Below are 14529 nucleotides of genomic sequence, written 5' to 3'. Positions count from 1 at the left end.
GGCAATCTCAAAATACAATAATATAATAAAAGGGATTGCCCTTTTACTATGTTTAAAGACAACATAGGGATATAAAAGTTAAACTAAAGTTATATATTAAGAGTTTATAGTTTAAAATTATATGTTAAGTTTTAACTATGATTGATACAATTAAAGGCTTTATGTATAATAAAGGCTAGTGATTTACATGAAAAATATGAAGATATATTGTAAGATATGGAGTGATTTAATATGAGAATGAGAAGAAAGCCGTGGGCTAGACCAGAATTAGAGAGTTGTGATTTCTTTGTTACTAAACCTAGTGAACATAAAGGGAAATGGAAAGAAAGTTTTAAAAAAGTTCAACCTTTATATTTAGAGTTAGGTTGCGGAAAAGGTACATTTATAGCTGTACATGCTGCAGAAAATAAAAATATTAACTATATAGCTATAGATATAAAAGATGAAGTTTTAGTTTTAGCAAAAAGAAATATAGAAAATGCAGTTGATGAAAAAGGAAGAAAAGTTGATAATGTAAAACTTATGGCACAGGAAATTGGTCTTATTGAAGAGATGCTAAATGAAGAAGATGAGATTGAAAAAATATATATAAATTTTTGTAATCCGTGGCCAAAAGAAAAACATAAAAAAAGAAGATTAACACATACAAGACAATTAAATAAATATAAAACCTTTTTAAAAAAGAACGGAGAAATATGGTTTAAAACTGATGATGATGAACTTTTTGAAGAGTCATTAGAGTATTTTAAAGAGTGCAAGTTTAATATAAAGTACATAACTTATGATCTACATAAAAGTGATTTTGAAGGTAATGTTGTAACAGAACATGAAGAAATGTTTACAGCACAAGGAATAAAAACAAAGTTTTTAATAGCAACATTATAATAAAATTTATAATAAATGTACGGTGATAAATTTTTGTTATCAGTTGAGAAAAATAAGTAAAAATATAGTTAGTTAAGAATTATGAATTATGAATTAAGAATTTAGGATGAAAGTGGCAACCACTTTCTGAAAATGATTTTAAAAAATCTATCAATATAATTTGCTTTGAAAATTTATAAAAAGATACGTTGAGAATTACTAGGAACGAAGTGAGTAGTAATAACCACAACTGTTCACTATTCACTCTTAACTTTTAACTAAAATAATCTGTTAGTTATTGATAAAATATTAATTTGAGTTTTCTCATTTGATAAACAAATAAGTTTAAAATTTAATTTGGAACACTATAATAGATAAAAAGGAATTAATATTAATTAAGAATATTTAGTATAAATGTAGATATTTTAATATATTTGTTTTATAATAAATATTGAAAAGAGAATAATATAATTAGCTAGGGGTGCTATTAAAGCTGAGAGGTATTGATATACTAACCCTTGAACCTGAAATTGGATAATACCAGCGTAGGAAAGCGTTATTAAAACGAGAAGTTTTAGTTTTGTGCAAATTTTATAGTTTTATATTTAAGTATAAAAAGCTATATCCAAGTTGGGTATAGCTTTTGTTGTGTTTGGAAAATTTTTAATTTTAAGATTAGGGGGAGTTTTATGAAATTTACAGATTATTTATATTCAAGTTCAAAGGAGATATGGGAAGGCTACAAAAAACATCCTTTTATATGTAATTTAGCTAATGGAACATTGGATAAAAATAAATTTATGAAATATCTTATACAAGATTATTTATACCTTAAGGAATATGCGAAAGTATTTTGTGTAGGGGTTGTAAAGGCGGATACTATGGAAGAGATGAAGTTTTTTTATAGTTCAACTAAGGGAACTATGGAAGATGAAACAGCAGTTCATATAAAGTATTTAACAGATCATGGTTATAAGATAGAGGATGTTGAAAAAATGGAGTATAACATTGCTACAATAAATTATACAAGTTATATGAAGTCTATAGCATTAACAGGGAATATAAAAGAAATAGCTATTGCAACATTACCATGCACTTGGAGTTATAATTATATAGGCAAGTATTTGTTAGAAAATTATAAAGATAATTTAGAAGAAAACTTTTATAGGCCTTGGATTGAAGAATATTCTTCTAAAGATTTTAATGATTTTACAAATATATGGTTAGAATATGTAAATAAAATTTGTAATGATTTAAATGAAAAGGAAAAAGAAAGGCTAAAGGATATATTTGTAAAATGTAGCCTTTATGAAATGGAGTTTTGGAACATGGCAAATCAAGATATGTAGATTTGGTTATGTTATGCTGGTATATAAGTAAAAAATTTTCTTCTTTTCAAATTTAATTAGTGATTGATATTTATATTAAAATCAAAAGGAGTATATTAATGGTTATATTAGTTACAATACTTAGTGTAATTTTAATGATTATGTATTTTATAGACTTAAGAAAAGAAAAATTCAATATAAGAACTATGGTTATCACAGCTATGTTTAGTGCAATATCATTTGTACTTTATTTAATACAATTTATAAAATATCCTCAAGGTGGGGGAATTAGTTTATTTTCTATGTTACCTGTAATGCTTTTATCTATATTATATGGAAGAAGAGTAGGGCTTACAGGTGGTATGATTTTTGGGCTTTTAAAGCTGTTAAATGGAGCAACGGTAGTACATCCAGCACAGTTTTTATTAGATTATGTACTTTCAACAATGGCGCTAGGGCTTGCTGGCACTTTTGGAAGTAGTAAAAAGTTAAATTTAATTGGAGGCTGTTTACTGGCAGTATCGCTAAGTGTATTTGTAAATATAGTATCAGGAGCAGTCTTCTTTGGGCAATATGCACCTGAAGGAATGAACGTTTGGTTATATTCATTTGTCTATAATATAAGTAGTTCAGGGGTAGAGGGATTGTTAACAGTTGGTTTAATGGCAGTTTTACCAATAAAAAGATTTAGTAAAATAGCTAAACCAGTATAAATTTAGTTTATGTTTAAATTTTAATCTATTTTTCATGAATAAATTGAAAACTATCTTAAAATAAAATTTTTTAGGGTAGTTTTTTAATGCTTAATTTTAATATGTCACTTGACTTTTAGCTTGTTTAATTTTATATTTAACGGTGTATAATTATGAAATTATAATTTAAAATGCTATGAAATTTTAATTGTATTAAATGTTTGGAGAGATAAAGATGAAACGTAATACATTACCAATTAAAACAATTGTAGCTGTTGGAATTGGATCAGCCGTATTTATGATATTAGGTCGTTTTGGGTCAATACCAACAGGTATACCGAATACAAACATAGAAACTGCGTATGCATTTTTAGCGTTGATGGCGTTACTGTATGGTCCTTTAGCAGGATTTTTAATCGGTCTTATAGGCCATGGATTAAAAGATATAATTTTTTATGGTTCACCTTGGATAAGCTGGGTTATAGCATCTGCTATTATGGGGTTTATTATAGGAGTAGGTTGTAAAAAAATTAAAATTAATGAAGGGATTTTTGGGAAAAAACAGATTATTGTTTTTAATATTGTACAAATTATATCAAATATTGTAGCGTGGGGATTAGTTGCACCAAGCTTAGATATTTTAATATATGCAGAGCCTTCTAATAAGGTGTTTTTACAAGGAATTATAGGGGGAACATCTAATACTATTACAGTTGGAATATTAGGTACTATCCTTATAATAAATTATGCTAAAACTAGAACCCAAAAGGGCAGTTTAGATAAAGAATACTAAAAGTATACCGGAGAAACAACTCCGGTATTTTAATTGAAAAAATCAATATGTTGTAAAAATAGAAAGTTTATGATGAAACTGTGGTACAAAGTTTTTTTAAGTTAAGGTTTTATTTAACAGTGTAAATATCATTTAGTGGATTTGTTGTTTTAGTTAAGCAATAAAAATATAATTGTGAAGTTCTATAGGGTTCCAAATTGACTCTTAAATTTACTGATTCCAAAACTTGGATACCCAAAATAGTGAGACATGCTCGGAAATTCTTAAAATTCAACACTACATTTTGCATAAAAATATTTTAAAGTTATTGAATAAATTTAAATGCGAACTTGTTTCCCTATATAATACAGGTATATATAAATAATGAATAGTTATTGTATAGATTTAAAAAGGAGGACAGCATATGAAAAAACCGATTTTAGAATTTAAGGATTTTTCAGTTCAATATATAGTTCAAGCTAGACCTACATTAAAAAATATAAATTTGACTATATATGAAGGAGAAAAAGTTCTTATAGTAGGACCTTCAGGATGTGGTAAAAGCACACTTTCAAATTGTATAAATGGGTTAATTCCTTTTTCATATAAAGCAGAAACTACAGGAAGTTTAAAAATTAAAGGGAAAGAAGCCAATGAATTAAGTATTTTTGAAATATCTACAATGGTTGGAACAGTACTACAAGATCCAGATAGTCAATTTATTGGACTAACAGTTGGAGAAGATATAGCCTTTAAATTAGAAAATTGTTGTGTCATGCAAAAGGATATGAAAGATAAAGTTGAATATGTAGCTAAATTAGTTGATATAAATAGTCATTTATATTCATCACCTCATAATTTATCTGGTGGGCAAAAGCAAAGAGTAACATTAGCAGGGGCTATTGTTGATGATGTAGATATATTACTCTTTGATGAGCCTTTAGCGAGTTTAGATCCAGCATCAGGAAAAACATCTATTGAACTTATAGATAAAATACAGAAGGAAACTAATAAAACAGTTTTAATAATAGAACATAGATTAGAAGATGTACTACATTGTGATATTGATAGAATAATAGTTATGAATGATGGTGTAATAATAGAAGATACCACACCAAATAAACTCTTAGCTTCAAACATTTTAATTAAAAATGGAATAAGAGAACCTTTATATATAACTGCTCTTAAATATGCAGGATGTCATATTACCGAGGAAATGAATGCTAAAAATGTAGAAATAATAGATATAAATGAGTGTAAAGAAAAATTAAATAGTTGGTACCTTAATTCAGTAGATGAAAAGAAAAGAGAAAAAAATAAATCTATACTAGAACTTCAGAATGTTTCATTTCAATATAATGAAGAAAAACAAATATTAAAAGATGTATCATTTAATATATTAAAAGGAGATATGGTTAGTATAGTAGGAAAAAATGGAGCAGGTAAGTCAACTATTTCTAAACTTATATGTGGATTTTACAAGCCAACTGGTGGAAAAATATTTTTTGATGGTGAGGATATAGAAAAGAGAACAATAAAAGAAAGAGCAGAAAAAATAGGTATGGTAATGCAAAATCCCAATCAAATGATATCTAAAACTATGATATTTGATGAGGTTGCATTAGGACTTAAGGTCAGAGGAATAGATAAAGAAGAAATAGAAGAGAGAGTATATAAAACTTTAAAAATTTGTGGATTATATGAGTACAGAAATTGGCCAATATCTGCATTAAGTTTTGGACAGAAGAAACGTGTCACAATAGCATCAATTTTAGTTTTAAATCCAGAAATAATAATATTAGATGAGCCAACTGCTGGACAAGATTTTAAGCATTATAATGAAATTATGGAGTTTTTATTAGAATTAAATAAAAAGGGAGTAACTATTATAATGATTACTCATGATATGCATCTAATGTTGGAGTATAGCAACAAAGCTATAGTTTTATCACAGGGAGAGAAGATTGCTGATGATTTATCAATGAATATTTTAACTGATGATAGAATAATAAAGGTAGCTAATCTTAAAGAAACATCTTTGCAAAAATTGGCATTAAAATCGCATATAGATAATCCTAAAAAGTTTATTGAAAGATTTATTGAAGAAGATAGGGGTGGAAGAAAATAATGAGTGATACGATGCTGTCTTATATAAATAAAGACTCAATAATACATAACTTGACGGGAGCTACAAAACTTATATTTTTTATATTATGGGCCTTAGCATCTATGTTAACGTATGATACTAGAGTTTTAGTAATAATGTTTATTTTAAGTATAGTTATTTTTAAAATGTCTAAATTGAAGTTTAAAAATGTAGCTATTATAATATACTTCATATTATTTTTTCTATTACTTAATAATATAGCTATATTTATATTCTCACCTTATCAAGGTGTAGAAATATACAAAACTAAACATGTATTATTTCATATGCTAGGTAATTATTCTTTAACATTAGAACAATTATTTTATCAATTTAATATAACAATAAAGTATTTTTCCGTAATACCAGTAGCACTTTTATTTATACTAGCTACAGATCCAAGTGAATTTGCAGCTTCTTTAAATAAAATAGGTGTCAACTATCGTATAGCTTATTCAGTTGCAATAGCGTTAAGGTATATACCAGATATTCAAAGGGATTATAAAGATATTTCTTTTGCACAACAAGCAAGAGGAATAGATATGTCTAAAAAAGAAAAGTTAAGCAAAAGAATAAAAAACTCAGCATCTATACTTATGCCTTTAATATTTTCAAGTTTAGATAGAATAGATACTATAAGTGCAGCTATGGAGTTAAGAGCTTTTGGAAAAATGAAAAAACGTACATGGTATAATGCAAGAGATTTTAGAAAAAATGATTATATAGCTTTAATTGTAGTAACAGGGTTATTTATTTTATCTTTATACTTTACACTAAAAAATAATAGCAGATTTTATAATCCATTTATATAGAATTTCAAATTTTAAAAGATATATTTAAGTTTATTCATCAAGTCTTTGGTATTAGTTGATAAAAATAAGTACAACTGCATTTAGTTAATAGTTAAAAGGTAAAAGTTTAACACTGCATCTTGTATGAAAATATTTTAAGGTTATTTAATAAATTAAAAGAAAGATATTTTATTGAAATAAAATGGAGTAGCTTTACGCACATGCTTGTTTCCCTATATAAATAGTAAATATAAAACCTTCACAGCATAAAAACGTTGTGAAGGTTTTATATTATGTAAAAATTTAACTTAATTTGGTATCTAAAATATATATATTAAATATATTGTTTAGTATAAGGAATAATTTGGGAGGAAGAAATGGGCCTATACAGATACAATAAAAATATAATTTCTGTAAAAAATGGTTATGTTACAGGAAAAAGTGAAGGGGATTTAGTTCTTTTAATGGGATGTCCTTTTGAAGAAGATAGTAATTACTATGAATCAGTAGATGTTGTTATACAGCAAAAAAGAATGAGTGAAGAAACTATGCATTTAAATATAAAAGGCTGTGATTTAGATTTGGACTTAATTAATGTTACTGAAAGTGATAAACAAGAGATTATGATAAGAGGTGTTTTAGGAGGAGAAGTAGCACATCTAATTGCATATGTATATAAGTATGAAGATGGAACATTAACAGAAATTTTTAATTACAATAGTTTTTATGAAAAATATGAATTTCAAGCTAGGTATTTAGATAATTATAATATTGAAATTTTCTGTGAGGAAACTAAAAAAAAGTTTGTTTTAAATATTAGTGACAGTAATGATGAATATTTAAATCTTATATATAGCAGGAATGGAAAAGCCTTAGGTAATAACGCTCCATATATATCTGCCATAAATGCTATTTATCCAGTAAAACAAGTAGGAAAAAATTATAACTCATTATTAATACAACAAATTATGATTGAACCGTCGAATGAACATATGCTAGGAATTATAGAAACATTATTAGATATAGATGAATATGGGAAAATGAAAGTTATATATCAATCCATTATGAAAACAGGAAAAACATATAATAGTTTAAGGGAGAGTAAAATCTATCTAAATATAGAAGATATTATACCAGAAGGATCAGAAATTATTTCTTTAAATAAATTTGGTGGTAAAAATGACATTATTAAATTAGATTTAGATAATGACAAAGAAGATGAAATTATATATGCTTATAATTATAAAGGATATGGTCATATAGGAGTATGTAAGTCTACTCAAGATGGATTAGAGGTTGTAGATGATTATGAAGGAAAAGGGGATGATATAGGTTATTTAAATATAAAAGAAGTGTGTTCTAGAAAAAATAAAAATATAATAGTAGGATGGAAAATACGAAACTTTACTTGTAGACTGGATTTGTTAGAATATAAAGATAAAAAAATAAGTAGTTTAATTCCGGATACTATACTATGTTTTAATAAAATAGATGTTGTAAATTTGGAAACTAAAAAAGAAAAATTGAATGAAATAGTATTATGGTATAAAAAGAAAAAAACAGGTTATGAAATAAGCATGTATAAATGGATAAAAGGAAATCTTATTGAAATAAATAAGTATAATAAATATTATTATACAAAGGTTTTAAAGTACTACGATGAATTAATAAAAACCAAAAATAATTCTATAGAATATTTATATAATGTAGCAAAGGCTAAATATTTAGTATCACAATATGAAGATGCACTAAAAACTATAAACAAGGCAATGTATTTAAAATTAACTTATCCATCAATAGAAGAGTTACGGGATTTTCAATATGTATTAAGTGAAGGGTTAAAGGAGAAATAAGTTTAAAAGTTGTATAGCTAAATTTAAAAAGGTACTTTAAACTATTTTAAAGCACCTTTTTGTTTATATAATTCATTAGAGATTAATTGATAAAAAGTTATAAGTTCTACATTAATATAAATAATTAAAAATTAAATTTTACTATTATTTAGTGAGATGATTGAAAAATTTAATTACTTTTCCCATTCATCAGCATTTTTTAATCCAGGTATAGATGACGCTTTAAATACTGGAGTTTCAATACCAGCTTTTTTCTGAGCAACATAGTCTTTTAAGGCTAAGAAAGCGTATTTACCTAAGAATAGTATAGCTATTAAGTTTACAATAGCCATAATTCCCATGAACAAATCAGCTAAGTTCCAAACAAAATCTACTTTTACTAATGATCCAAATAGAACCATTGCAACTACTAACGCTCTATAAACATTTAAGAATACTTTGTTAGCTTTTATAAATTCTATGTTAGATTGTCCATAGTAGTAGTTACCGATTATAGAACTAAAGGCAAATAAGAAAATACATACAGTAACAAAGACACTACCAAATGGTCCTATTTGAGAACTTAAAGCTTGTTGTGTTAATTCTATACCAGTAAGGTTTGTGTCAGAATATGTTCCAGATGCTAATATTATAAATGCTGTAGCACTACAAATTATTAAAGTAGCAACAAAAACTCCTAATGTTTGAACAAATCCTTGTTCAACTGGGTGAGATGCTTCAGCAGCAGCAGCAGCATTTGGAGAACTTCCCATACCAGCTTCGTTAGAGAATAATCCTCTTTTAATACCTTGCATTATAGTTGCACCAAGTCCACCAGCAGTTAGTGATTTAAACCCAAATGCATTTTCAAGTATAAGTTTTAATATTGCTGGCACTTGAGTAATATTTAAAACAAGTACTAATATTGCAACTGCTATATAAGCTATAGCAAAAATAGGAACTATTACTTCTGAAACTCTAGCTATTCTTGTAACTCCACCAAAAATTACTAATGATGTAAGAATAACTATAATGATTCCAGAAACGTTTCTGCTTATTCCAAAAGCACTATCGAAAGCAACAGTAATAGTATTAGCTTGAACTGAGTTAAATATTAATCCAAAAGATATTGTAATTAATATTGAGAAAATTATTCCCATCCATCTTTTGTTAAGTCCTTTTTCCATGTAGTAAGCAGGACCACCTCTGAATGCTTTACCGTCTTTAACCTTATAGATTTGAGCTAAAGTACATTCTACAAAACCAGAAGCACTTCCTATAAGAGCTATAACCCACATCCAAAATACAGCACCAGGGCCACCTAAAGAAACAGCGATAGCAACTCCTGCTATGTTTCCAGTTCCAACTTTAGAAGCTGTACTTATACAAAACGATTGGAAAGAAGAAACTTTACCATCTTTACCGCCAGCTTTACTATCCTTGCTAACAAGAAGTCTATACATTTCTTTTATGTACCTAAATTGAACAAAGTTTGTTTTTATAGAGAAGTATAAGCCTGATAATATTAAAAGTGCGATTAGTATGTATCCCCAAAGATAGGTATTGGTCGTTGAAATTAAATTGTTTAAAAAGTCCATGAAATTCCTCCTCAGTAAAAAATAAAAATTAATCTCTATGAATTATTTTAGTATGAACGTATTTATGTTTTTTTATATATTAAATAAATAACCCAAATAAAGTAATGAATTTTCAATATATAATAATAATACGAAATACACTAAAAAAAGTCAATTTTCAACAAAATAAGAATAGAACAAATTAACAGTAAAATGATAGTTAAATTAAAGAAAAATTCAAAAATAAGTAGTTTTTATAAACAGTTAACAAAAAATTAAAAAATAAAGAGAGGTTTTTAAAATGGTATCTATAGTGCGTTAAATAAAGAAAGAAGAGGATTTTATGGAGTTTATGAATAAAAATTACAATTGAAATGTTAAAAAAATATGAACGGTTATAATTTTATATGCATTAATATGATTTAAAGTGGTAAAACAATAAATTGGAAATTTATTTAAAAATAAAAATATACAAAAAAGGAAATGTCTTAAAATAATAAAAATAAATTTTAAGACATTTTTATATTATGAAAATCCATTAGAGATTAATTTATATAATATTTTATAGTAGAAATAATTAATTAATCTTCCCATTCATCGGCATTTTTTAATCCAGGTATAGATGATGCTTTAAATTTAGGGTTCTTAATACCTGCTTTTTTCTGAGCTGTATAATCTTTTAATGCTAAGAATGCATATTTACCTAAAAATGATATAGCTATTAAATTTATTATTGCCATTAAACCCATAAAAAAATCAGCTATATTCCAAACAAATTCTACTTTAACTAAAGAACCAAACATAACCATTCCAACAACACAAATTCTATATATGGTTAAGACGATTTTATTAGTTTTAATGAATTCTATATTAGATTCTCCGTAATAGTAATTACCTATTATGGAACTAAAAGCAAATAATAAAATACAAATAGCTATAAAATAGTTACCAAAAGAACCTATTTGTGAAGTAAGTGCATGTTGTGTTAATTCTATACCGGTAAGGTTTGAATCAGCATAAGTTCCAGAAGATAAAATTATAAATGCTGTTGCACTACAAATTATTATAGTATCAACAAAAACACCTAGAGTTTGAACAAGACCTTGCTCTACTGGATGATATGCTTCAGCAGCAGCGGCAGCATTTGGAGAACTACCCATTCCTGCTTCATTAGAGAATAAACCTCTTTTGACACCTTGCATTATAGTAGCTCCTAATCCACCAGATGTAATTGCTTTTAAGCCAAAAGCATTTTGAAAAATTATTTTTAAGATATTTGGAAGCTGAGTAATATTTAATATAAGGACTAAAAGAGATACAACTATATAAGCTATGGCAAAAATAGGTACAATTATTTCAGAAACTCTAGCAATTCTTGTAACCCCACCAAATATTACTAATGATGTGACAACAACAAGAATAATACCTATAACAGTTTTACTTATTCCAAATCCACTATTAAAGGCCACTGAAATTGTATTAGCTTGTACAGAATTAAATATTAGTCCGAAAGAAATAGTAATAAGTATTGAAAATAATACTCCCATCCATCTTTTATTAAGTCCTTTTTCCATATAATAGGCAGGACCACCTCTGTAAGTATTTCCATCCTTAACTTTATAAATTTGTGCTAATGTACATTCTACAAAACTAGAAGCACCACCAATTAATGCTATAAGCCACATCCAAAAGACTGCTCCTGGACCACCTAAAGCTACAGCAATAGCAACTCCTGCAATGTTACCAGTACCTACTTTAGAAGCAGTACTTATACAAAAGGATTGAAAGGAAGATACACTACCTTCTTTCTTTTTATCCTTATTACTTCCATTTAAAAGAAGTATAAACATTTCTTTTATATATCTAAACTGAACAAACTTAGTACCTATAGAAAAATATATGCCAAGAACTAACAAAAGGGCTATTAGTACATATCCCCAAAGATAGTTATTAGCTGTTGCAATAAAGTTATTAAAAGATTCCACTTAAATTCCCCCTTAAGTTTAAAATTAATCTCTATTGAATAATAATTAAAAAATTTATATGATTGTTATTTAGGGTTATAATCTCTGATTTTAAATTAAATATAAAATTTTTAGTATTAATTGATAAAAAATGAGTACAGTTATAATTAGTTAAATTTAAGAATTAAGAGTTAAAAGTAACTTTAGTATTACGAACATATTGAGTAATAATCAATATAATTCTTAATTAAAATTAAAATTAAATTTTAAAATTATTAGTTCCAAGACTTGGATACCCAAAATAGTGAGACATGATTCGAAAAACTTCAAATTCAACACTACATTTTGTATAAAAATAATTTAAAGCTATTAAATAATTTTAACCTTATAACTCTTTTGAAAATCAAAATCTTAAATATATAAACTTAGAGATAGATTTTGTAATTTATAAAAAAGTAAATAGAAATAAATATAAAAAATATAAAAATAATAACAAAAAGTAATTATATGTATATAAGTATACAAAAAAGTCAGAAAAAAATCAATTTTCAATAAAATAACTAAAATAATTTATATTTAAATTTTAACAAATAGAAAAATGTAAACATAAATGTATATACACATAAATTAACAGAAATTTAAAAGAAAAATAAAGGTATTTTACGTGTTTAAATCAAATTAATGAGTGGAGATAATTTATTGTAATTTGGGGGGAGTAAAATTTGGAATCTTTAAATAATAATGAAGAGTTTTTTGAAAAGAATAACTATATATTTGAAAATATTGAAAATATGAATAAATTCTATAAATTAATGAAGGAGTTTGGAGAAGAAAAAAGTAAAAAAAATTCTAAGGATATAAAAAATGAGATGCATTATAAATTTAATTGTGAAGATAATACAGAGTATAGTTTTTTATGCCGATCGTTAACAATAAAAGATTATATTCATCTTTTAAAAAATGAAATTAAAATTTTAAATAATAGTATATTATATAAATTTAAGGAAGATAAAGATTATTTCAATTTCTATAATCAATTTTCAACAAAATCAGAAGTTAGTATACTTAACTTACAAGATGAAAAGGATTTAGATATTAAATATTTAAAGTACTATCCCGGAATTAGAATATATTTAGACAATGAAAAAATTATGAGTTTAAAAAATGAAAAATATTTTATTAGAAATTACGTAAAGTTAGATTTAAATATAATTAAATATATAATATTTCCCAATAGAAAAGTATATAATTTTTGTGAAAATTGTATGGATGACAATTTAAAGGAAAAATCTATAATATTAAATATAGAAAATAAAATTATGATAAGGGAATACATTTATATGTGCAATTATAATGTATATAGAAAGAGTACAAATGGTCCTAAAGTAGAATTTTAATTGGTTCTATTTTAGGACTACTTTTTATTAGATATTAAAATAGATTAATTAATTATTTTAAATTTGATATATAATAAATGTAGAAGCTTCTTTGGGATTATTGAATATAGGAGAGTGTTATGTCTATGAAAAATAACATTGATAAAAAAGTTTTTTTTGAAAAGTACCCTTTTGCAGTAGAGGAAATTGAAAATAACAATATTGATTGGAACGATTTAAATGAAATATATAACGATTTTATGAAATCTAGAGAAAATTATGAAACACAAGCAGAATTTATTTCTAATATAGTAAAAAGTGCATGTAATGTTCATACTGTTAAGGCTAGAGTTAAAAATACAGAAAGATTAATAGAAAAAATTATTAGAAAAACAAGAGATAGAAAAGAAAAGTATGGTGAAGGGTTTAAATTCACTATAGAAAATTATAAAGATGAAATAAATGATTTAATAGGAATTAGGGCTATACATATATTTAAGCAAGAGTGGGAAAGTATACATGAATTTATACTTAATACATGGAAAGTTACAGAAATGACAGCTAATGTTAGAGAGGGCGATGATACAAGTAGATTTGAAGAATTGGGAATACAAATTCATTCAAGAAAATCAGGATACAGATCAGTGCACTATTTGATAGAATTTTATCCAACTAGTCAAAAGGTTATAGCAGAAATTCAAGTAAGAACTATATTTGAAGAAGGATATGGGGAAATAGATCACCAGCTTAGGTATTCACATAAAGAAATACCTAAGGTATTAGAAGCAAATTTATTATTATTTAATCGTATTGCTGGAAGTGCTGATGAAATGGCTTCATTTATTAATTTATTAAATGATAATTTAGGTAGCGTAAAGTGTGAATATAATAAAGTTTTAAAAGAAAAAGAAGAAGAAATTAAGCTATTGAAAGAAAAGATTTGTTCTTTTGAAAAAAAGGGGCTGTCGCACTAAATAATTAGTGCACAGCTTTATTTTTGCAAAAAAATAAATCTCAAACTCTATAAGCTTGAGATTTATAGTAAAATATATTTATGCAACAAAATAATATTTTACAAAAAGATTATACCGTTAATCAGAAGTTTTATCAACTAAAACTTCCAATAAATATTGATTGCATAATACCAGTAGATGATTCAGTGCGACTACTAAGTCAATTTGTGGAGG

The 14529-nt window shown here is 25.8% G+C and carries 11 protein-coding genes and 1 riboswitch; of the genes, 9 read left to right on the top strand and 2 right to left on the bottom strand.

Annotated elements, in window-relative coordinates:
* The first annotated feature begins 231 nt into the window (after positions 1–231).
* The 7 genes from trmB (at position 232) to AZI32_RS02925 (ending at position 8446) form a co-directional block, all read left to right on the top strand.
* Positions 232–885 carry a tRNA (guanosine(46)-N7)-methyltransferase TrmB gene (gene trmB / locus AZI32_RS02955; protein WP_061994416.1) on the top strand — a complete coding sequence of 218 codons (654 nt, stop codon included), beginning with the start codon at positions 232–234 and terminating at the stop codon, positions 883–885.
* 446 nt (positions 886–1331) lie between these two features.
* A riboswitch (TPP riboswitch) is annotated at positions 1332–1433 on the top strand.
* Positions 1434–1553: 120 nt separating this feature from the next.
* Positions 1554–2213 carry a thiaminase II gene (gene tenA, locus AZI32_RS02950; RefSeq protein WP_061994415.1) on the top strand — a complete coding sequence of 220 codons (660 nt, stop codon included), beginning with the start codon at positions 1554–1556 and terminating at the stop codon, positions 2211–2213.
* A gap of 98 nt (positions 2214–2311) precedes the next feature.
* Positions 2312–2905: an energy-coupled thiamine transporter ThiT gene (thiT, locus tag AZI32_RS02945; protein WP_061994414.1), complete on the top strand. Its 594-nt coding sequence runs from the start codon at positions 2312–2314 to the stop codon at positions 2903–2905.
* A gap of 214 nt (positions 2906–3119) precedes the next feature.
* On the top strand, positions 3120–3677 hold the full coding sequence (locus AZI32_RS02940) for an ECF-type riboflavin transporter substrate-binding protein (protein ID WP_061994413.1): 558 nt from the start codon (positions 3120–3122) through the stop codon (positions 3675–3677).
* A 403-nt stretch (positions 3678–4080) separates the two neighbouring features.
* Positions 4081–5784, top strand: coding sequence for an ABC transporter ATP-binding protein (locus tag AZI32_RS02935; protein ID WP_061994412.1), 1704 nt, complete (start codon positions 4081–4083; stop codon positions 5782–5784).
* Positions 5784–6614: an energy-coupling factor transporter transmembrane component T gene (locus AZI32_RS02930; RefSeq protein ID WP_061994411.1), complete on the top strand. Its 831-nt coding sequence runs from the start codon at positions 5784–5786 to the stop codon at positions 6612–6614. The genes AZI32_RS02935 and AZI32_RS02930 overlap by 1 nt, the downstream gene beginning before the upstream one ends.
* A 356-nt stretch (positions 6615–6970) precedes the next feature.
* Positions 6971–8446, top strand: coding sequence for a hypothetical protein (locus tag AZI32_RS02925; RefSeq protein WP_061994410.1), 1476 nt, complete (start codon positions 6971–6973; stop codon positions 8444–8446).
* A gap of 173 nt (positions 8447–8619) precedes the next feature.
* Here AZI32_RS02925 and AZI32_RS02920 read toward each other — a convergent pair whose 3' ends face one another.
* Together AZI32_RS02920 and AZI32_RS02915 are read right to left on the bottom strand one after the other, a co-directional pair.
* Complete coding sequence (locus AZI32_RS02920; protein ID WP_061994409.1) at positions 8620–10023, bottom strand: alanine/glycine:cation symporter family protein; 1404 nt, start codon at positions 10021–10023, stop codon at positions 8620–8622.
* A gap of 560 nt (positions 10024–10583) precedes the next feature.
* Entirely contained in the window at positions 10584–11987 is a 1404-nt protein-coding gene (locus tag AZI32_RS02915) for an alanine/glycine:cation symporter family protein (RefSeq protein ID WP_061994408.1), read from the bottom strand.
* A gap of 701 nt (positions 11988–12688) precedes the next feature.
* Between AZI32_RS02915 and AZI32_RS02910 the strand changes: the two genes are divergently transcribed.
* Positions 12689–13363 (top strand): hypothetical protein, encoded by a 675-nt coding sequence (locus tag AZI32_RS02910; protein WP_061994407.1) that lies wholly within the window; start codon positions 12689–12691, stop codon positions 13361–13363.
* Between the two features lie 125 nt (positions 13364–13488).
* Positions 13489–14316, top strand: coding sequence for a RelA/SpoT domain-containing protein (locus tag AZI32_RS02905; protein WP_061994489.1), 828 nt, complete (start codon positions 13489–13491; stop codon positions 14314–14316).
* The last annotated feature ends 213 nt before the right edge of the window (positions 14317–14529 follow it).

The sequence above is a fragment of the Clostridium sp. ATCC 25772 genome (assembly GCF_001573875.1).
Taxonomy (GTDB): domain Bacteria; phylum Bacillota; class Clostridia; order Clostridiales; family Clostridiaceae; genus Clostridium_J; species Clostridium_J senegalense.
This window is presented reverse-complemented; position numbering and strand designations above follow the sequence as displayed.

Bases quoted from the DNA above. Each gene is read 5' to 3' on its own strand.
- AZI32_RS02930 (WP_061994411.1), top strand. From the start codon at position 5,784: ATGAGTGATACGATGCTGTCTTATATAAATAAAGACTCAATAATACAT.
- AZI32_RS02940 (WP_061994413.1), top strand. From the start codon at position 3,120: ATGAAACGTAATACATTACCAATTAAAACAATTGTAGCTGTTGGAATT.
- AZI32_RS02925 (WP_061994410.1), top strand. From the start codon at position 6,971: ATGGGCCTATACAGATACAATAAAAATATAATTTCTGTAAAAAATGGT.
- AZI32_RS02920 (WP_061994409.1), bottom strand. From the start codon at position 10,023: ATGGACTTTTTAAACAATTTAATTTCAACGACCAATACCTATCTTTGG.
- trmB (WP_061994416.1), top strand. From the start codon at position 232: ATGAGAATGAGAAGAAAGCCGTGGGCTAGACCAGAATTAGAGAGTTGT.
- thiT (WP_061994414.1), top strand. From the start codon at position 2,312: ATGGTTATATTAGTTACAATACTTAGTGTAATTTTAATGATTATGTAT.
- AZI32_RS02935 (WP_061994412.1), top strand. From the start codon at position 4,081: ATGAAAAAACCGATTTTAGAATTTAAGGATTTTTCAGTTCAATATATA.
- AZI32_RS02905 (WP_061994489.1), top strand. From the start codon at position 13,489: ATGAAAAATAACATTGATAAAAAAGTTTTTTTTGAAAAGTACCCTTTT.
- tenA (WP_061994415.1), top strand. From the start codon at position 1,554: ATGAAATTTACAGATTATTTATATTCAAGTTCAAAGGAGATATGGGAA.